Source organism: Alistipes sp. Marseille-P2263 (assembly GCF_018101075.1).
GTDB lineage: Bacteria > Bacteroidota > Bacteroidia > Bacteroidales > Rikenellaceae > Alistipes > Alistipes dispar.
In genome coordinates this window covers 379,244-396,873 of record NZ_JAGQEJ010000001.1, presented here as the reverse complement: position 1 = coordinate 396,873, position 17,630 = coordinate 379,244, and the positions used below count along the sequence as shown (strand labels likewise).

The window sequence follows — 17,630 nt, the reverse complement described above, 5'->3', positions numbered from 1 at the left end:
TCTGCCATGTCGCTCGAACAACGGATTTCCAAAGGAATCATGGAGGCCATGAAGGCCAAGGACACAGTGCGCCTGAGTGCACTGCGCAATGCGAAGAAGTATATCATCGAGGCCAAGACCTCGGGACCGGAGATCGCCGAACTCCCCGACGCCGACGTGCTGAAGATCGTTTCGAAGCTCGCCAAGCAGGGGACGGATTCGGCGGCGATCTTCACGGAGCAGAACCGCCCCGATCTGGCGCAGGAGGAACTGGCTCAGGTGGCCGTCTATCAGGAGTTTCTGCCCCGGCAGCTCACGCCCGAGGAGCTGACGGCCGAGGTACGGGCGCTTATCGCCGAGACGGGAGCCTCGTCGCTCAGGGAGATGGGCAAGGTGATGGGGCTGGCTTCGAAACGCCTCGCGAGCCGTGCCGACGGCAAGGACATTTCGGCCAAGGTCCGCGAGCTGCTGGCCTGATCCGCGGTTGCCCGCAGGGATTCGCTGCGACAGCGGATGTGTCGGGGCGGAGGATTGCCGGTCCGGTTTTCCGTCGGAGGGCGGTCGTCCGTCGTCCGTTATCCGTCCGGGAAGCGGCCGTGTCGTATCCGGAATGCCGCTAACGAAATTGATATATGCACGTACTCGAATCGTTGCACCGCAATGTGAAAACCGTGGCCATGCCGTCGGCGATGCTCGTGGGGGCGGTGTTGTGCCGCCCGGTCACGGCGCTGGAGACCTGGTCGGGGCGGATGGTCACGCCCGTTCTGATCTTCCTCATGCTGTTCGTCACCTTCTGCCGCGTGCGGCCCTCCGAAATGCGGCTCTCGATGCTGCACGGCTGGCTTCTGCTCTTTCAGACCATAGCCTGCGTCGGCGTCTATTTCCTGCTGCTGCCCCTCGACCGGACGGTGGCGCAGGGGGCGATGATCTGCGTGCTGGCGCCCGTGGCGATGGCCGCCGTGGTGATCGGGGGCATGCTCGGCGCCAATGTCGCCACGATGGCCACGTACAGCCTCCTGTGCAATATGGCCGTGGCGCTGCTGGCGCCCGCCGTGCTCTCCTTTGCCGGAACGGGGGCGTGTTCGTTCGCCGGGATGCTGGCCCGTATCGTGCCGCTGCTCGTACTGCCCTTCGCGGCTGCGCAGTGCTGCCGAGCCGTGCTGCCCGGCGTCGCGGGATGGGTCGCCGCCCATAGCCGGATTTCGTTCTACCTCTGGCTCGTGTCGCTGGCGGTCGTCATCGGCCGCACGACGGCCTTCCTCATCGACCTGCACGATGCGTCGGCAGCCACGGAGCTGTGGCTGGCCGCTGCGGCGCTCGCGATCTGTCTCGTGCAGTTCAAGACCGGCCGCGCCATCGGCCGGCGCTACGGCGATCCTGCGGCCGGAGGACAGTCCCTGGGGCAGAAGAACACGGTGCTGGCCGTGTGGATGGCACAGTCGTTTCTCGACCCGATCTCCTCGGTGGCCCCGACGGCGTATATCGTCTTTCAGAACTTCGTGAACTCGTACCAGATTTGGCGAAAGGACCGGGAACGGACGGAAAACCGGGTGTGAACCGCCCGTTCCGTGCGGATGCGGAGAGCGGAACAGGTCCGTTCAGAGGGCTTGCGGTGTGTTCCGGGAGGCGCTGCGGCGGGGCAGGTCGTGCGCAAGGGAAAGGTCCGGGGCCGGAAAAGCGGGAGACGGACGGAGAGACGGATCTCGACGGAGGTGCGAGCGGCGGAAACGGCGGAGGGAGAACGGAGACGCCGCGGGCGAAGGACGGAAAATCGGCGGGGCTTCCGGCCGGAAAATTTGAGAAAACAGCCGGAATTTCGTATATTTGTAATGGAATACCGTCTGTATGATGCGTTTGGATTCACGTATGCAACATTCGGACGCGCCCGGCCTGAAGGAAGTATGACAATCGAGAAACTGGACGGCACTTCGCCCCGCCTTTATGCGCTCGTCGCCCCGCTGGTCATGCGGCGCAGCGTGTTGCGCCAGAACAACAACTACCCGTTCTGGACCTCGCGTTCGCACACGTGGTTCGTGGCGTGGGAGGGCGATGTCGTGTTCGGATTCGTGCCGGTGGAGATCACCGACGGCGGGGCCGCCAAGATCAACAACTACTACGTTTCGGGGGACGATCCGCAACTGCTCGCGCGGTTCCTGCGGGAGATCGTCCGCTATTACGGCCGCGATTACGCGATCCGTTCCGTGACGCTGATCCGCCACGCGGAGGTATTCCGCGCCGAGGGCTTCGCGCCCGTCCGGGAGTGGAAGGAGTACGTGGCGATGGAATACGGGAAAAGCCGGCGGCCATGAATGTCTATGAACGGACCCAGCAGCGGTTGAAGATACTCTTCGAGTGCTTCGACAACATTTATGTCTCCTTCTCCGGCGGCAAGGACAGCGGCGTGCTGCTGAACCTCTGCATTGATTATGTCCGGCGGCACGGGCTGAACCGCCGGATCGGGGTCTTCCACATGGATTACGAGATACAGTACCGCGATACGGTCGATTACGTGAATCGGACGCTTGCAGCGAATGCCGACATACTCGACGTCTATCGGGTCTGCGTGCCGTTCAAGGTGCAGACCTGTACCTCGATGTTCCAGCGTTACTGGCGCCCGTGGGAGGAATCCAAACGAAGCCTTTGGGTGCGGGAAATGCCCGCGGGAAGCCTTGTCCGGAGCGATTTTCCGTTCTTTACCGACGAGATGTGGGACTACGAGTTCCAGACCCGTTTCGCGGAGTGGCTCCATGCCCGGTGCGGCGCCGCACGCACCTGCTGCCTGATCGGCATCCGCACGCAGGAGAGTTTCAACCGCTGGCGCACGATTTACAGCGACCGCAACCTGCACCGTTTCGCCGGCATGCGGTGGATCCGCCAGTGGGCCGAGGGCGGGATCTGCAATGCCTATCCGCTCTACGACTGGCTGACCACCGACGTATGGACGGCGAACGGGAGGTTCGGCTGGCCCTACAACCGCCTTTACGATCTCTTCTACCGGGCCGGCGTGCCGCTGGACAGTCAGCGCGTGGCCAGCCCGTTCATTTCGCCCGCCATTTCGAGCCTGCACCTCTACAAGGCCATCGACCCCGACACGTGGGGCCGTATGATCGGCCGGGTGAACGGTGCCGATTTCGCCGCGCTGTACGGTCGGACGGCCGCCGTGGGGTGGCAGTCGGTCCGCCTGCCGAAGGGAATGACCTGGGAACGGTACATGCGCTTCCTGCTCGCGACCCTTCCGGAGCGGACCCGCCGGAACTACCTCGAGAAGCTCTCCGTGAGCATCCGTTTCTGGCGCGACAAGGGCGGCTGCCTCTCCGACGAGACCATCGGAAAGCTGCGGCAGGCGGGGATCAGGATCGAAGTGGGCGACCGCAGCTCCTACCGCACGGACAAACGTCCGGTTCGCATGGATTACCTGGACGATATCGACCTGCCGGAGTTCAGCCGCCTGCCGACCTTCAAGCGCATCTGCATCTGCATCCTCAAAAACGACCACGCCTGCAAGTACATGGGCTTCTCGCCGAACAAGAGCGAGCGGCAGCGGCGCAAGAAAATCATGGAGAAATATGAATCGCTCTTACGAATACCCGACTGAGGCGACCTTCCGGAGTCCCGTTTACAACGTCCGGGCCGTGCCGGTGGAGAAGGTCGTGGCGAACAGCTACAATCCCAACGTCGTCGCGCCGCCCGAGATGAAACTGCTGGAGCTGTCGATCTGGGAGGACGGCTACACGATGCCGTGCGTCTGCTACTACGATGCGGTGCGCGACGTCTATGAGCTGGTGGACGGATACCACCGTTACATGGTGCTCAAGACCTCGAAACGAATCTACGAGCGCGAGCGGGGGCTGCTGCCCGTCGCCGTGATCGAGAAGGACCTCTCGCACCGCATGGCCTCGACCATCCGTCACAACCGGGCGCGCGGCACGCACAACGTCGAACTGATGAGCGAGATCGTCGCCGAGCTGACGCGGGCGAACATGTCCGACCGCTGGATCATGCGGCATATCGGCATGGGGCGCGACGAGCTGCTGCGACTCAAGCAGATCACGGGACTCGCCGAGCTCTTCGCCGACCGGGAGTTCAGTCTCGGCGACCCCGGGGAGGAGGGCGAAGGGGAGCGGTCCGCGGAAGAGACCGCCGGAAAGACCGCCGAACCGGTCGGATGCCGCTGACCCTTCGGCCGGTGAGGATTACACCATGTCGTCGCCGGCCTTGGCGTATCTTACGCGGATGGTTTTGTGGAACGGGATGAACCGCGAAACGACGGCGAGGAGCAGCGAAACGGCGAACAGCCACCCCAGAATATCCTTGAGGGCCAGCAGCAGACTTTGCTGTTGGAGGGTCGAATAGAGCTCTCCGGTCGCCAGTTGCGCCGCTTCGGCGTATCCGTGTCCCCGTGCCAGCGAGGAGTCCAGCGCTGCGGCGTATTTCGCTGCGGCGGCCGGGTCCGTCAGCGTGAAGTGCTCCGAGAGCGAGCAGAGATATTTCTGCTGCAAGCGGTAGAGTGCGTTGCCGTAGAACGAGGCGGCCATGACAGGAGCCAGCACCGAGCGGCAGGCGATTAGGAAAAAGGCGTTGCAGATCAGGTATTTGGGGTTCAACTCCTCGACGGCGAACAGTGCGAAGGCGATGATGAGCGTCAGCATCCCCGCTCCGCGGACGAAAACCGGGAAAAAGAGGCTCTGGTAGGTGCTCCCGGGCGAGATGCCGAAATAGAGCAGGCCGAAGAAGAGTGCGAAGCAGGCCATGCCTCCGGCTATGAGAAAACGGAACCGCCACCGCTGCCAGCGGAACCACCAGAAGCAGACGAACGCTCCGAGGGCGTAGCCGGGCAGCAGCCAGACGTAGAGCGTGTAGGAGTGCGTGGCGTCCACCTGCAGGATGGAGGTCATGTAGTTGGTCAGCAACGTCGTGGAGGTGCTGAAGAACATGACGATCATCATATAGAGATAACCCACGAGCGCCTTGGGCTGGCGTAGCGGCGCCAGATCGACGTAGGGGTTCCGGGAACGGTGCTGCGTGCGGAGGAAAAAGACGAGCAGCGCGGGGCCGAGCACGACGTAGAGGCAGATGCGGGGCGATGACAGCCAGTCGAGCACCTTGCCGTAGCAGAGTACGTACATGAGCATCAGCAGTCCGGCCGAGGCGACGAACATTTCGCGGACATGCAGCTCGCGCAGCGGTATCCGGCGCAGCGGACGGTCGTGACGGAAGCAGATCGCCACCATGAGCAGGGCCGCGAGCAGGAGGATCATCATGAAGTAGTACATGTACTTCCAGTCGTAGTGGTAGGCCAGCTCGGCCGTGATGATCATGGAGAGCTGGCCGCAGCCGAAGACCAGTGGGTAGAAGTAGGCGTAAAACTCGCTGCGGACATCCTTCGGGCTGAAGATGGTCTTGATCCGCCGGATGCACCACAGCATGAGGAATCCCTTGAGAAAACCGATGAAGAAGCTGCACACGATGAGCGTGTCGGCGCTTTGGGAACGGGCGCAGAACCAACTGAGGAGGAATTGCAGCGTCAGGTCCGCCAGCAGCAGCACTTTGGAGGAGACCGCGCCGAGGACCTTCGGCACGATGGGGTAGGCGATGGCCATGCCGGCCGAAGCGGCATAGTAGCCCATCGTGATGTCTTCCGCATTGGAACCCAGCGTGTTCGACACTTCGAGCATGCTCCCTGTGTAGGAGCCGTTGAGCATGGTGACGGGCAGCAGGACGGAGAACAGCCCCGCCACGGCCAGCCGGTCGGGAACCCATCGGCGGACGGGCAGTTCCAGTGCGGCGGCCGTAATCATCGGCGGCGGGCTTCGGTTTCGACCATCATGCCGGCCCGCAGCAGGTCCATCTCCTCGTCCGAAATGCCTTCGAGGTCGATGCGGACAGGAATGCGCTGCTGCACCTTCACGAAGTTTCCGGCCGAATTGTCGGTCGGGACCAGTGCGTATTTCGAGCCGGTCGCCTCCGAAATGGCCGTCACGCGGCCCCGGAACCGGCGGCCGGGGAAGGCGTCCACCTTGACGACGACCTCTTGACCGATGTGGATGTGCGCGATCTGCGTCTCCTTGTAGTTGGCCGTGATGTACTTGTCCCGGTTGCGCACCAGGTAGGAGACGGTCTGTCCGGCCTGCACGAACTGTCCCGGTTCCAGCGTACGGCGGCCGATGTAGCCGTCGTAGGGGGCTGTCAGCACCGTGTAGGAGAGGTTCAGGCGCGCCATGTCCAGATCGGCCTCGCGGCGGAGTATGTTGGCTTCGGCGCCTACCGTCCGTCTGCTGGCTTCGGCGTACTGCGACCGGGCTGCCTCCTTCTGCGCCACGAGCGCCCGGTAGCGGGCCTCCGCGGCTTCGTAGGCGGCTTTGGCCTGCTCGTACTGCTGTCCCGGAACCGATTCGTCGCGCAGCAGCCGTTCGAAACGACGGAAATCCTGCTCCGTCTGCCAGAGTTTCGCCCGGGCTTCGGCGATGTTGGCCTCCTGCACCGCGACGTTCGTGCGCGAGGTCTCGATGCCCGAATGGATCACTCCCTGCGTGCCGCGGGCGTCGAGCAGCGCGGCTTCGGCCTCCTTCACCCGGATCCGGTATTCGCGGTCGTCGAGGATCAGCAGCGTGTCTCCTTCGCGGACGAACCGGTGTTCGGTGAACCGCACTTCGCGGACGTATCCCGCGACGCGGATGTTCAGCGGGGCGACGTACTGATCGACGAAGGCATCGTTGGTCACCACGTAATTGACGTGCCGCCAGAAGTAGTCGGCCGTCGCCCAGAGCCCCGATCCCGCCAGCAGGACGCATACCGCGTTCAGAAGGATGTTGCGCAGGCGGTGTTTGCGCAGCTCCTGTCGTTTTCTGTTCCAGTTTCCCATATCGGACGATTCGTCAGAGACGCCCGCAGGCTCTCAGCAGTTGGTAATAGGTGTAGACGACGCGCGTGCGTGCCGCCGTCAGTTGCAGTTCGACGTCGAGCCGCACGCTGTTCGCGTCCAGCAGATCGGTCAGGATGGCCAGTTGGTTCATGTAGCGGTTCTGCATGATGCGGTAGTTCTCCTGCGCCTGCCGGGCCGAGAGCCGCAGGGCCTTGACCTCCTGCACGGCCTCCCGGTGGCGCAGGTAGGCCGTGTGCACGCGCAGGCGGAGACGCTGCATCTCCTGCTCTTCGGCGTTCCGGTTCAGGGCGACCGCCAGCCGGCTTTCGCGCACCTTGTGGCGGCTCTTGTAGAGCGCGAAAAGGGGCACGGAGACCGATAGTCCGACGTTCCAGTTGTTGTTGTAGAGGTCCTCCATCGTCCGGGCGACGGGGCGGGCCAGCGTGTTCGAGGCGTAGAGCGAGACGTCGGGCCGGATGGCGGAGCGCGCCAGTGCGACGTCGTTCCGTGCCAGTTCGGTCTGCATCCGCAGGCGTTTCAGGTCCGGGTCGCCGGCATAGGCCTCTCCGACATACGTCTCGTAGGATTCCAGTTCGATCGGGCGGTGCAGGATGGCCGTGTCGGGGCGGATGAGCAGCGTTTCCCGCAGTCCCAGCAGGATGTCCAGGTGCTGGGACGCCAGCACGAGGTCGTTCTGCGTCCGTTGCAGCGAGAGCCGGTCGTCGGTCAGTTGCATTTCGCTGCGCAGCACGTCGTTGTTCGTGATGAGCCCTTCCTCCTTCATCCGGCGGATGTCGTGCAGGCGGCGTTCCGACTCCTCGATGTTGCGGGAGAAGACCTCCTGCCGGCGGTAGAGTTCGAAAAGCTGCATGTATTGCTCCAGAAGGGCCAGACGGATGTCCGCGGCATCCGCTTCGGTGCGCAGCGCGGCGAGCGAACGCTCCATGCCCGCCTTGCGGACGGCGTAGCGCAGTTTCCCTCCCCGGTAGATCGGCTGCGAGAGGTCCACGGCGTAATTCTGCGACCAGTCGGGTGCGTCGGGATGATAGGCGCCGGCGAGCCCCTGCCGGAAGACGGTCGGCCGGCCGGCGTAGCCTCCCCGCAGGCCGACCTGCAGGTCGGGCAGCCGTTCGGCCCGGGCGCCCCGTTCCCGTTCGAGGGCGCTCCGCTCCTCCAGCGCATCGGCTTGCAATGCCAGGTTGTGTCGGACGCCCAGTTCGAAAAGCCGCTCCACGGGAAGGAAGAGCGTGTCGCTCTGGGCCGCGGCGGGCAGTGCGGCGGGCAGGCAGATCAGAAAAAGACCGAACCGTTTGCAGTTGTTCCAGCTCATCGTGAATTGTTTGGGTAAAGTCCGGGCGTGGGGACGTCCGGGCCCGAAGGGCCTTGTCCGGGAGCGGGAGGAGTCCCCGTCCGATTGCGGGGGCAAAGATACGAATTTTGTTCAAATCGGTCAAATGTCTGTCCGATATCGGTGTCCGGATTGCATCGGCAGCCGGCTTTCAGCGCCGCCCGTCCTGTTCCCTCCGGGCCGCCTCCCAGCCGATGAGGGCGTTTTTGCGCGTCGGTCCGTAGCGGTAGTTGCCGATGATGCCCGAGGCCTGGATGACCCGGTGGCAGGGAATGAGAAGCACGACGGGATTGTTTCCGAGCGCCGTGCCGACCGCACGCTGCGCCCCTTCGTATCCCGCCTTCTGCGCCAGGTCGGAGTAGGCGGTCAGTCCGCCGCTCGGAATCTGGAGCAGCGCGTTCCATATCTTGAGCTGAAATGCGGTTCCCTTCAGATGCAGGCGGACCGCCTCGGTGTCGCTCCAGTCCCGGCCGAAGATCGAGAGGGCCCGTTGCTGGTTCGGATCGGTTCCCCGGTGGTACGAGGCGTTCGGAAAGAGGCTTCTCAGCCGTTCGAAGGCTTCGTCCCGGCCTTCGTCGGCGAAGGTCAGGTGGCAGATGCCCTTGGGGGTCGAGGCGACGATGACTTCACCGAAAGGTGTCGGAGCGAACGAGTAGCCGATTTCGAGGCTGGCTCCGCCGCGTTTGTATTCGCCGGGCGTCATGCCCTCGATCGTGACGAAAAGGTCGTGCAGGCGGCTCGTGGTCGAGAGGCCCGCTTCGCTCGCCGCATCGAACAGCGAGGCGCGTGTCTCCGTCAGGATTTTTTTCGCGTATTCGACACTCAGGAAGCGGGCGAACTGTTTGGGGGAGACGCCCACCCGTCGTTGGAACATGCGCTGGAAGTGGCAGGGGCTCAGGTGCACGTGGTCCGCCACGTCGCCGAGTCTGGTGTGCGAGGTGCGGTGCAGAATCAGAAATTCGATGGCCGCCGCGATCCGTTCGCTGTCGAGTTCCTGCTGGGTTTTCATGGGGCGTATCGTTGCGTTTTTCGTTCGGATTCATTTCACGAAAGTGTCCCGGAACGGCAGGAGCGGTTCCGATTCCAGTTCGAGAAGCCATCGTTTCGCTGCCAGTCCGCCGCCGTAGCCCGTCAGCGAACGGTCGCTGCCGATGACGCGGTGGCAGGGAACGAAGATCGAGAGCGGGTTCGCGCCGTTCGCATTGGCCACGGCCCGCACGGCTTTCGGCTGGCCGATGCGGCGGGCCAGCTCCCCGTATGAGACGGTCGCACCGAACGGGATCGCCAGCAGCGCGCGCCAGACGGTCTTCTGGAACTCCGTACCGGCGAACGACAGGGGAATGTCGAATGTCCGGCGGTATCCGGCGAAGTACTCGTCCAACTGACGGGCTGCCTCGTCGAGCAGAGGCGACGGGGCTTCGATGAAGCGGGCCCGCAGGAGACGTCGTACGCGCCGGTCCACGAATCCCCGGTGTCGTTCGTTCCGCCAGTCGCAAAGGCAGAGGCTTTCCCCGAACGATCCGAGCAGCAGTTCGCCGCAGGGCGAGCCGTAAGTCTGCACCCGAATCGTCGTTTCGGTCTTTTCGGGTAGGGCGGGACGCCGCGCGTCAGCTTTTCTTCGGGTTTCCATGCGGTTGTCTTTTGAGTCCGTGATCTTTCAGTTCCGCGATCGCTCCGGAGGATACGGCCCACAGATAGATACATGCCACGCTTCCGCAGGGCGAGTAGCGGCGCCGGTATTTTTCGAACAGTGCGCGGTCTATCTCCCGATGGCCGTGCAGCATCCGCAATCCCCGCCGGACCGCCAGATCGCCGTAGCTCAGAATGTCGGGCCGTTGCAGGGAGTGAAGCATCAGCATTTCGGCGCTCCATACGCCGATGCCTTCCAGTGCCGAAAGCCGGGCGCAAACCTCTTCGTCGGGCAGGTCGCGCAGCGCGTCGATATCGAATTCACCGTCGATGATCTTCCGGGCGGCCGAGCGGATGTAACCGACTTTGCGGAGCGACAGTCCGAGGTTTCGCAGCGTTTCGGGCGGCAGCGCGTCGATGACGGCCGGGGTGACCGGACCGATGGCAGCCTGTATCCGCTGCCAGATCGTTTCGTGTGCCCGGGTCGAAATCTGCTGTCCGACGATGGTATGGACGAGTGCGGCGAAAAGGTCGGGAATGACCCGCCGTTTCACCATACCCACACGGTCGATCACTTCGGCCAGCCGTTCGTCCTGTCTTCTGAGGTGGGAGAGCTCCGTCTCCCCGTAGCGGAAATACTCCTCCATCGCATCTTATTTTCGGCGCAAGGCCTTTTCGGAATCCTGCGGAGCCTGCGCACGTTCGTCGCGGGTATATCCCCGCACGACGGAGGCCACCGTGATCGAATAACGTTCGAAAAGCGTTTCGCCGCCCTTTTTCTGGCAGTTCCGGTGGGCGGGGCGGTTGCGCCATGCGGCGGCGGCTTTCTCGTTCTCCCAGAACGAGACACTCAGCAGTTTGCCCTCTTCGCTCAGGCTGGAGAACCGCTCCGCGCGGATGAATCCGGGTGTTTTCCTCAGCTCGGATTGCAGGGCGGCCCCAGCTCGAGATACTCGTTCACTCCCTCTCTGCGGGGGGTGACTTCGAAAATGACGACGGTGCCCGCGGACTTCGCCGCCGTGTTGTCCGGTGATGTGTCTTTCATGGTCGTAATGTCGGGTTCGATACGGCAAAGATAAGCGCCGTGCGCCGTCGGAACAATCCGAAACTTGCGCTTTTTCGGGCGGATGCGCGGCTACTTGCGGAAGATGAAATAGACGGCCAGTACGAGGCAGAGGAATCCGGCGAAATGGTTCCAGCGCAGCGTGTCGGATTTCATGAACACCAGCGCGAAGAGCGTGAAGACCGAGAGCGAGACGACTTCCTGGATCACTTTCAGTTCCCAGATCGAGAACGGGCCTCCGAACTCGGCCGATCCGATGCGGTTGGCCGGGACCTGGAAGCAGTATTCGAACAGGGCGATGCACCAGCTGAAGAGCACGATGACCATCAGTCCGAAGCGTTCGAGTTTGGATTTGAAGGCGATATGCCCGTACCAGGCCAGCGTCATGAAGGCGTTGGAGACGACGAGCAGCAATACGGTGGCGAGACCACGGAGCATGGCGTAAACGGATTTGTCAGTTCAGATCGGCGTCGGTGACTTCGGCGAAGGAGCCGACGACCGCGTCGGCGCCCCCTTCGGCCAGCAGTTGTTCGCGCGTCAGGGTGGTGGCCAGTGCGACGATGCGTCCCGCCCCGGCGCGCCGGGCGGATTCGATACCCGCCAAGGCGTCTTCGAAAACCACGCAGTCGGCCGGGTCCGCGCCCAGCGCGGCGGCCGCGCGGAGGTAGATCTCCGGATCGGGTTTGCAGCGTGTCACCGTGTCGCCCGAAATGCGGGCGTCGAAGAAGTCGCCGATGCCGCATCTCTCCAGCACGAAATCGACGTTGGCCCGGCAGCCCGACGAGCCGACGGCGCAGCGGACGCCCGCGGTGCGGAGCCGTCCGAGCAGTTCGCGAAGCCCCTCGACGGGACGGATCTCCGGGGCGTAGATTTCGCGGTAGATCGCCTCCTTTTCGGCGGCGAGCGCGGCGAGTCCCTTTTCGCGGATCACCTCTTCGGGCAGGATGCGGCCCATGATGTCGTCGTTGCCCATGCCGTAAACCCCGCTGAGCTTTTCGGCCCAGTCCGTGACGCCGTAGCGGTCGCAGAAGATCGAGAAGGCCCTGATGTGCGCCGGGGTGTTGTCCACCAGCGTTCCGTCCATGTCGAACAGTGCTGCTTTCTTCATCGTCGGTTCGTTTTCCCGGGACCGGCTCGCGGCGGAGTCTGTCTCCGGTGTTTTCGTGCGGCAAAGATAGCGCAAGGCGTGCGCAATGCCAAATTTCCGGACGCCGAAAATCGCCGCGGACGTCCGCCGGATCAGAATTTGAGCTGCACGCCCAGATTGACCGCGAAACGCTGCACCTCCTCTCCGGCGACGGGTTCCCGGTGGGTCAGCCGCCAGATGCAGTCGATGCGCAGCAGGCGGAAGATGTTCTCCACGCCGAAGCCCGCCTCGAGGTAGGGCGTCGAGACCGAGGACATGCCTGCGGGGAAGAGGAGCGGTGCGCCGCTTCCGGGCCGTGACCCGTCGTTGCGGTGCGAGAGCGTGCCCCAGACGCCCTTGAAGACGAGCACTTCGCGCCAGCGGAGTTTTTTGATGAGCGGCAGGCGGCCCAGCAGCAGACCGTTGAAATGGTGTTCGTAGAACCACGCCACCCAACTGTCGGAGGCGAATTCGTAGTAGTCCATGCACGAGAAGGCGTAGGGGTCGTAGAAATAGGTTCCGTTGCCTTCGTGGAGCTTGAGCAGCGGGTAGGGGACCGTGCCGACGATGTGGCCGCCCCGCACGGTGATCGTCGAGTAGCCGATCGGCGGCAGTTCGGGCCGGTAGCGGATGCCGCCCTCGAAGCGGTAGTACTCGCTGGCGCCGGGAAGCAGTCCGGGAATCCCGATCGCGGCGGAAAGCGTCACGACGGGGTATTTCGAACCGAGCGACTGTTTGTCGAAGGGCATCCGGTAAACGGTCTCGTCCTTGGCGAAGCGCAGTTCGGCGCGTAGCGCCGCATCGGAGATGGAGTTGGCGGGCGTGCCGTCCGGGCGGATCATCGGGACGTAACGGTTGGAATAGACCCGTTGCAGGCGGGCGCCGAGGCGGGCCGTGACGCCGTGTCGCCATTCGTGCTCGTAGTCCGCCTCGCCCCGGTTCACCATCGAGAGGCGCTGGTCGCCGCGCGAGAGGATCGACGAGAGGATGTTGCTTTCTGTCAGGGCGTTGTCCCCTGCGCCGAGCTGGAGGACGTCGTGACGCCCCGAGAGGGTGAGTTTGCGGGTCAGCGTGCGGCCGAAAACCGCCTCGATGCTGCCGCCGCCCTTGAAGCGTCCGTCGCGCGTGCCGTAGGCGGCGTATCCCGAAAGGCGCACGCGGCGGCTCACTTCGGTGGTCGTGCGGCCGCCCAGTTGCATGCGGAATCCCTCGAGTTTGTTGAAGCTGGCGATCTTGTAGTAGGGCCCGATGCCGATGTACTTCGTGTTCCAGTGGCCGACGAGGATCGTATTGACGAGCGTGTAGATATTGCGGTAGAGGGGGACCCGCTGCACGGAATCTACCATTGCGTAGATGCCCCGTTCGCGTTCGCTGAGCGTATAGGGGCGCACGGCTTCCCAATAGGCTTCGTCTCGGCGGTTGGGATTTCCGCCGGCGATCTGCACGCGGTTGTCCATGCGCAGCACCTCGTCGGGGATCGGTTCGTCGATCCGTACGTCGGAATAGGCGATCTCGCGCGTGCCGATGAACGACACGAGTTTCGACGAGTCGGCCGTCGTCAGGGAGAATTCGGCCGATACGCGGTCGCGGAGGCGGAACCAGCGTCCGTTTTCTGTCAGGCGGTTCTCGTTGTCGATGCGCAGGTGGCGGATCCAGTTCACATTGACGCCCCGCGGCATGCGCACCGACGCCGACTGCAGGGCGTAGGTGGCCGAGTCGATGTGTATCTCGCCGTCGAGTACGGGCGTGGTGAGCCGTTTGGGGTGGAAGCGTATCTTGTAGGTTTTGCGTCCCTTCACGTCGAGGCTGTCCACCAGGAAATAGTCGTAGTAGGTCCTGCCGCCCGAGGCGAGCGGGCTGGCGAAGCGCACGTCGAACAGGTCGATGAAGTTGTCGTAGAAGTTCACGTCGCCGTGCATGCCGCCCGTGAACTGCGCCACGGCTTCGCTGTTCTCCACGCCCGAGATGCGGCTGGCGCGGATCACCTCGCGCGTGAACTGCGGCGAGCGGCTGTGGTAAAGCTCTGCGGACGATTCGGAGATCATGGCCGGAAGGTAGGCGGCGCCGGTGAGCGCCGAGGTGTCCATGTAGCTGAATATGAATCCGAAGTTGCGCTGCAACCGCTTGCTGCGGAACGAGGGGCGGAGGTTCGTCAGGTCGAGCTCCATCTTGGTATAGGTCGAGCAACTGTAGGTGTCGTAGTGCTCGGGATCGTTCTGCGGCCTGCGGCGGACGACCTCTTCGAGAATCGGGTGGGCCGGGTTGTCGCCCGGGGTGATGACGACCTGTCCGATGTCGAAGCGCACGGGGTCGAGGGCGAAGTCTACCTGGCTGAATGTCCCGCGCTCCACGCGCCGCGACTGGGGAGCGTAGCCCACGATCGAGACTTCGATGCGGGCGGTCGTGTCGCGGGTCTCGAGGGCGTAGATGCCCTGTTCGTCGGTGGTGATGCCGACGGTCGTGCCCGAGAAGACGACGCTGGCGAATTGCAGGGGCAGGCCCGTGGAGGCGTCGGTGACGCGTCCGCGCACGCGGGTGCTCTGCGCGACGGCTCCGGCCGTCCAGAGAGCGGCCGCTGCAAGAAGGATGATTCGCCTGCATGTCATACGAACAAAAGTAGCGAATCCGCCGGCATTCGGCGAAAATAAATTACTTTTGCGGCAGATACGACGACAAACAGGACAATATGAGCCATTCCAAAATTGAAAAGACGAACGCCGCGCGGCTGCTCGACCGGGCGAAGATCGCCTACGAGCTGGTTCCCTACCGTGTCGATGGGGAGCACCTCGCGGCGACGCATGTGGCCGAACAACTGGGCGAGGACATTGCGACCGTGTTCAAGACCCTCGTCCTGCGGGGCGACCGCACGGGGTATTTCGTCTGCGTCGTGCCGGGGGACCACGAGGTGGATCTCAAGGCGGCGGCCCGGGTGTCGGGCAACAAGAAAGCGGACCTCATTCCGATGAAGGAGCTGCTGCCCGTGACGGGATATGTCCGCGGCGGGTGTTCGCCCATAGGGATGAAGAAGGCTTTTCCGACCTATGTCCACGCTTCGGCCGAGGGGTTGCCCTTCATCTATGTCAGCGCCGGGGTGCGCGGATTGCAGCTCAGGCTCGCGCCCGGGGCGCTGGTCGGCTACGTGGGGGCCACGGTGGCTGAAATCAGCCGCCGGGCGGAGGAGTGAGCCGCCGGGCGGTTCATTCCCCCGCGGCGGCACTCAGCGGCGGCGCCTCCTGCAGGTGCAGGGCGAGGAAGCCGCGCGAGTCGGCGCGGCGCTCTTCCAGCGTGCGTTCCACCGCCTCCCAGTCGATCGGGGCGTCGAGCGTCTGCGCGAGCGGTTTCCCGGGAGACGCGATCCGTCCTTCGAGTCCGAACTGTTCGAGAAGCGAGCGGATGCGCGCCGAGCCGCGGCGGCGGTTGATATAGACGGCGAAGGGCTTGTGGAAGAGAATGCAGAAGGCGCAGGCGTGGAACGAATCGGTGACCACGTAGCGGGCGTCGTGCAGCGCGGAGAGCCATTGCCCGATTCCCGGCATCTTGCCTTCCGATTCGTTCGTCCGGTCGGTCATGCGGACGATCTTCAGTCCGCACGCCGCGGCCGTGCGGCCGATCTCCCGCCGGACGGCGGAACCGGCCCGGAACAGGTAGCAATGGATCGTCTCCGCCGGGGCGATGCCCGGAATGAACAGCGGGCGATAGTCTTCCGCCGTGAGCAGCAGGGTGGGGTCCAGCACCTGCCGTGCATCGTCGCGGCCGAAGTAGTCGCGGCATTGTCCGATGCCCGTGCGTTCCCGCACGGAGACGCCCTCGAACTCGGCCAGCAGCCGTGCGCAGCGCTCCCGCTCCTCGCGGGTGTATTCGCACTCGGCGGCCCCGAACGAGGCGGCGTAGGCGATCCGCCGGGCCGCTGTTCCCTCCAGAAACGAGAAGAAATAGGGGCCCAGCTCCTTGGCGTAACGCGGCCGCCACACCTGGTCGCTGCCCACGATGTAGAGGTCGTACCCCCCCCCGTCGGCGGCGACCGAGGCGTAGTCGTCGGCATCGTAAACGGGCGCCGTGCGCGGCGAGAGGCGGCGGTAGATGAATTTCTCGATCTCCGATTTCTTGTAATCCTGCGTGAGGGCCGTGTTCAGTTCGGCGAAAATCTCCTTGCGGTGGAAGAGCGACTCGACCGCGCGGCGCAGTACGGTCTTCAGGAAGAGGTTGCTGACGGGTTTTTCGCGGCGGCGGTTGTCCACGAGCCAAACCTCGTGGCCGAGCCGTTCGAGGACGGTCTTCAGGGCGAATGCCTGGAGCACGCCGCCGTAGTTGGCGTGCAGGGGGAGGGTCAGCAGGGCGATTTTCATGGGGCGGTTCGGGTTAGCGGGCGATCAGCCGGCGGAATTTCCGCACGAGACGTTGCCCGGGTGTGGGTTTTACGGTTCGTTTCAGCAATTCCGTGACGCTCGCCGCACGGGGCAGCTCGCGGAAGAACTCTTCGCGGCGCGGGTGGGGTTCGACGCGTTCGAGGAATCCGCCGTTGCGGCCGCGCACCCGGTCGTCCCAGGGAAGCGGGCGGCACTCGGCGTCGGCCTCTTCGAAATGCCGGACGCCCTGCGGCGTGTTGAGCAACACGAGGCTCGCGCCGCGGTCGTCGTCGAATGCGGGCAGCACGTCGCGGATGTTCCAGAAGTCGGCCAGCGTGATGTCGCTCCCGCTGCGGCCCGACTTGAACGGGCAGGCGTAACAGCTCGGGCGCAGCGTCAGCTCCGCGAGGAATGCGCGCATGTAAAGGTCCTCCCGGGCCGGGACGCGACGTTCGCCGCCGTCGGTGCGGACGGTGAAGTCGTAACGCCGCCAGCCCGAACGGCTCTTGTCGCGGAAATCGACGCCGAGAATCCGCCTTCCGCCCGCCGTTTCTTCCGTGTAGCGGCGCCAGACGGCCGGGGAGGGAACCCCGTGGCAGAGGCATTCGACCGTGAGCAGTCGTTCCGGACGCTCTCCCCGGAGGAAGGCGTGAAGGCCCGCGATCTGGCAGGGCGTGCCCGAAAAGAGCACCCGCCGTCCTTCGCGCAGCAGCGCGGCGGCTTCGGTGTAACAGCCTCCCGTATCGCTCTGCACGTATTTGGATTTGAGCAGCGGCTGCAACTCCTCCTCTTTTTCTGCCCTGCGGTGAGATACCCCTCCCCACGTCGGGACGAAGGCCGCGCCGAATACGACGCCTCCTTCGCGCAGCGTCCGCCGGGCGAGCAGCGAAAAGACGCCGCCCGAGGAGCCGGCCGCCCGTGCCGCCTCGTCCCGGTTGCGTGCCGCGAAGAGCCGCAGCGGGTCGTGCGGTGCGGAGGGATGCAGTCCGGGGCAGATGCGTTCGCACAGGCCGCATCCGGTGCAGGCGTCCGCATCCGCCACGGGGTAGCGGAACCCTTCGGCGTCTTCCGTCATGCGGATGCACTTCGCGGGACACCGTTGCGCACAGGCTCCGCAGCCGCAGCAGTCGCGTTTGTCGCGCAGGGAGAGCATATTGTCGTAGAAAGGGCTGAATTTCTGTTCGAAGGTACGCTTTTTCCGGGATATTTCCGTCTTCCGGGCCTAATTTTTTTGCGTGACGCGGCGGGGCGGACTGCCGGCGTTGCGGACTGGCGGC

19 protein-coding genes are annotated in these 17,630 nt (G+C 64.2%); 6 read left to right on the top strand and 13 right to left on the bottom strand.

What is annotated here, in order from left to right:
- Nucleotides 1-6 precede the first annotated feature (6 nt).
- The 5 genes from KB554_RS01730 (at nt 7) to KB554_RS01710 (ending at nt 4,154) form a co-directional block, all read left to right on the top strand.
- Nucleotides 7-456: a GatB/YqeY domain-containing protein gene (locus KB554_RS01730; protein ID WP_211034787.1), complete on the top strand. Its 450-nt coding sequence runs from the start codon at nt 7-9 to the stop codon at nt 454-456.
- Between the two features lie 155 nt (nt 457-611).
- Complete coding sequence (locus tag KB554_RS01725; protein ID WP_211034786.1) at nt 612-1,535, top strand: transporter; 924 nt, start codon at nt 612-614, stop codon at nt 1,533-1,535.
- Between the two features lie 345 nt (nt 1,536-1,880).
- Complete coding sequence (locus KB554_RS01720; RefSeq protein ID WP_141429609.1) at nt 1,881-2,288, top strand: hypothetical protein; 408 nt, start codon at nt 1,881-1,883, stop codon at nt 2,286-2,288.
- Nucleotides 2,285-3,574: a DUF3440 domain-containing protein gene (locus tag KB554_RS01715; RefSeq protein WP_141429610.1), complete on the top strand. Its 1,290-nt coding sequence runs from the start codon at nt 2,285-2,287 to the stop codon at nt 3,572-3,574. Before KB554_RS01720 ends, KB554_RS01715 begins: the two co-directional genes overlap by 4 nt.
- On the top strand, nt 3,546-4,154 hold the full coding sequence (locus tag KB554_RS01710; protein WP_242116225.1) for a ParB/RepB/Spo0J family partition protein: 609 nt from the start codon (nt 3,546-3,548) through the stop codon (nt 4,152-4,154). The genes KB554_RS01715 and KB554_RS01710 overlap by 29 nt, the downstream gene beginning before the upstream one ends.
- An 18-nt stretch (nt 4,155-4,172) precedes the next feature.
- Here KB554_RS01710 and KB554_RS01705 read toward each other — a convergent pair whose 3' ends face one another.
- The 11 genes from KB554_RS01705 to KB554_RS01660 form a co-directional block, all read right to left on the bottom strand.
- Entirely contained in the window at nt 4,173-5,777 is a 1,605-nt protein-coding gene (locus tag KB554_RS01705; RefSeq protein WP_141429611.1) for an MFS transporter, read from the bottom strand.
- Nucleotides 5,774-6,841 (bottom strand): HlyD family secretion protein, encoded by a 1,068-nt coding sequence (locus tag KB554_RS01700; RefSeq protein WP_141429612.1) that lies wholly within the window; start codon nt 6,839-6,841, stop codon nt 5,774-5,776. Before KB554_RS01700 ends, KB554_RS01705 begins: the two co-directional genes overlap by 4 nt.
- A gap of 13 nt (nt 6,842-6,854) precedes the next feature.
- Entirely contained in the window at nt 6,855-8,171 is a 1,317-nt protein-coding gene (locus KB554_RS01695; protein WP_211034785.1) for a TolC family protein, read from the bottom strand.
- 169 nt (nt 8,172-8,340) lie between these two features.
- Nucleotides 8,341-9,198: a methylated-DNA--[protein]-cysteine S-methyltransferase gene (locus tag KB554_RS01690; RefSeq protein WP_211034784.1), complete on the bottom strand. Its 858-nt coding sequence runs from the start codon at nt 9,196-9,198 to the stop codon at nt 8,341-8,343.
- Nucleotides 9,199-9,228: 30 nt separating this feature from the next.
- The gene (locus tag KB554_RS01685) at nt 9,229-9,819 is read right to left on the bottom strand and encodes a methylated-DNA--[protein]-cysteine S-methyltransferase (protein ID WP_141429615.1); all 591 of its coding nucleotides are present in this window, start codon (nt 9,817-9,819) and stop codon (nt 9,229-9,231) included.
- Nucleotides 9,797-10,465 (bottom strand): DNA-3-methyladenine glycosylase, encoded by a 669-nt coding sequence (locus KB554_RS01680; protein WP_141429616.1) that lies wholly within the window; start codon nt 10,463-10,465, stop codon nt 9,797-9,799. Before KB554_RS01680 ends, KB554_RS01685 begins: the two co-directional genes overlap by 23 nt.
- Before the next feature lie 6 nt (nt 10,466-10,471).
- Nucleotides 10,472-10,717 carry an antibiotic biosynthesis monooxygenase gene (locus KB554_RS01675; RefSeq protein ID WP_242116253.1) on the bottom strand — a complete coding sequence of 82 codons (246 nt, stop codon included), beginning with the start codon at nt 10,715-10,717 and terminating at the stop codon, nt 10,472-10,474.
- A gap of 17 nt (nt 10,718-10,734) precedes the next feature.
- The gene (locus KB554_RS13375; RefSeq protein WP_277927710.1) at nt 10,735-10,863 is read right to left on the bottom strand and encodes a hypothetical protein; all 129 of its coding nucleotides are present in this window, start codon (nt 10,861-10,863) and stop codon (nt 10,735-10,737) included.
- Nucleotides 10,864-10,953: 90 nt separating this feature from the next.
- Nucleotides 10,954-11,319, bottom strand: coding sequence for a DMT family protein (locus KB554_RS01670; RefSeq protein WP_141429618.1), 366 nt, complete (start codon nt 11,317-11,319; stop codon nt 10,954-10,956).
- A 16-nt stretch (nt 11,320-11,335) separates the two neighbouring features.
- Nucleotides 11,336-11,989 (bottom strand): HAD family phosphatase, encoded by a 654-nt coding sequence (locus KB554_RS01665; protein WP_141429619.1) that lies wholly within the window; start codon nt 11,987-11,989, stop codon nt 11,336-11,338.
- Nucleotides 11,990-12,120: 131 nt separating this feature from the next.
- On the bottom strand, nt 12,121-14,613 hold the full coding sequence (locus KB554_RS01660) for a DUF5686 and carboxypeptidase-like regulatory domain-containing protein (protein WP_141429620.1): 2,493 nt from the start codon (nt 14,611-14,613) through the stop codon (nt 12,121-12,123).
- A gap of 80 nt (nt 14,614-14,693) precedes the next feature.
- Here KB554_RS01660 and ybaK point away from each other — a divergent pair, with 80 nt between their 5' ends.
- Complete coding sequence (gene ybaK / locus KB554_RS01655) at nt 14,694-15,191, top strand: Cys-tRNA(Pro) deacylase (RefSeq protein WP_211034783.1); 498 nt, start codon at nt 14,694-14,696, stop codon at nt 15,189-15,191.
- A gap of 13 nt (nt 15,192-15,204) precedes the next feature.
- Here ybaK and KB554_RS01650 read toward each other — a convergent pair whose 3' ends face one another.
- The gene (locus KB554_RS01650; protein WP_211034782.1) at nt 15,205-16,353 is read right to left on the bottom strand and encodes a polysaccharide pyruvyl transferase family protein; all 1,149 of its coding nucleotides are present in this window, start codon (nt 16,351-16,353) and stop codon (nt 15,205-15,207) included.
- 13 nt (nt 16,354-16,366) lie between these two features.
- On the bottom strand, nt 16,367-17,506 hold the full coding sequence (locus tag KB554_RS01645) for a Coenzyme F420 hydrogenase/dehydrogenase, beta subunit C-terminal domain (protein WP_211034781.1): 1,140 nt from the start codon (nt 17,504-17,506) through the stop codon (nt 16,367-16,369).
- Nucleotides 17,507-17,630 lie beyond the last annotated feature (124 nt).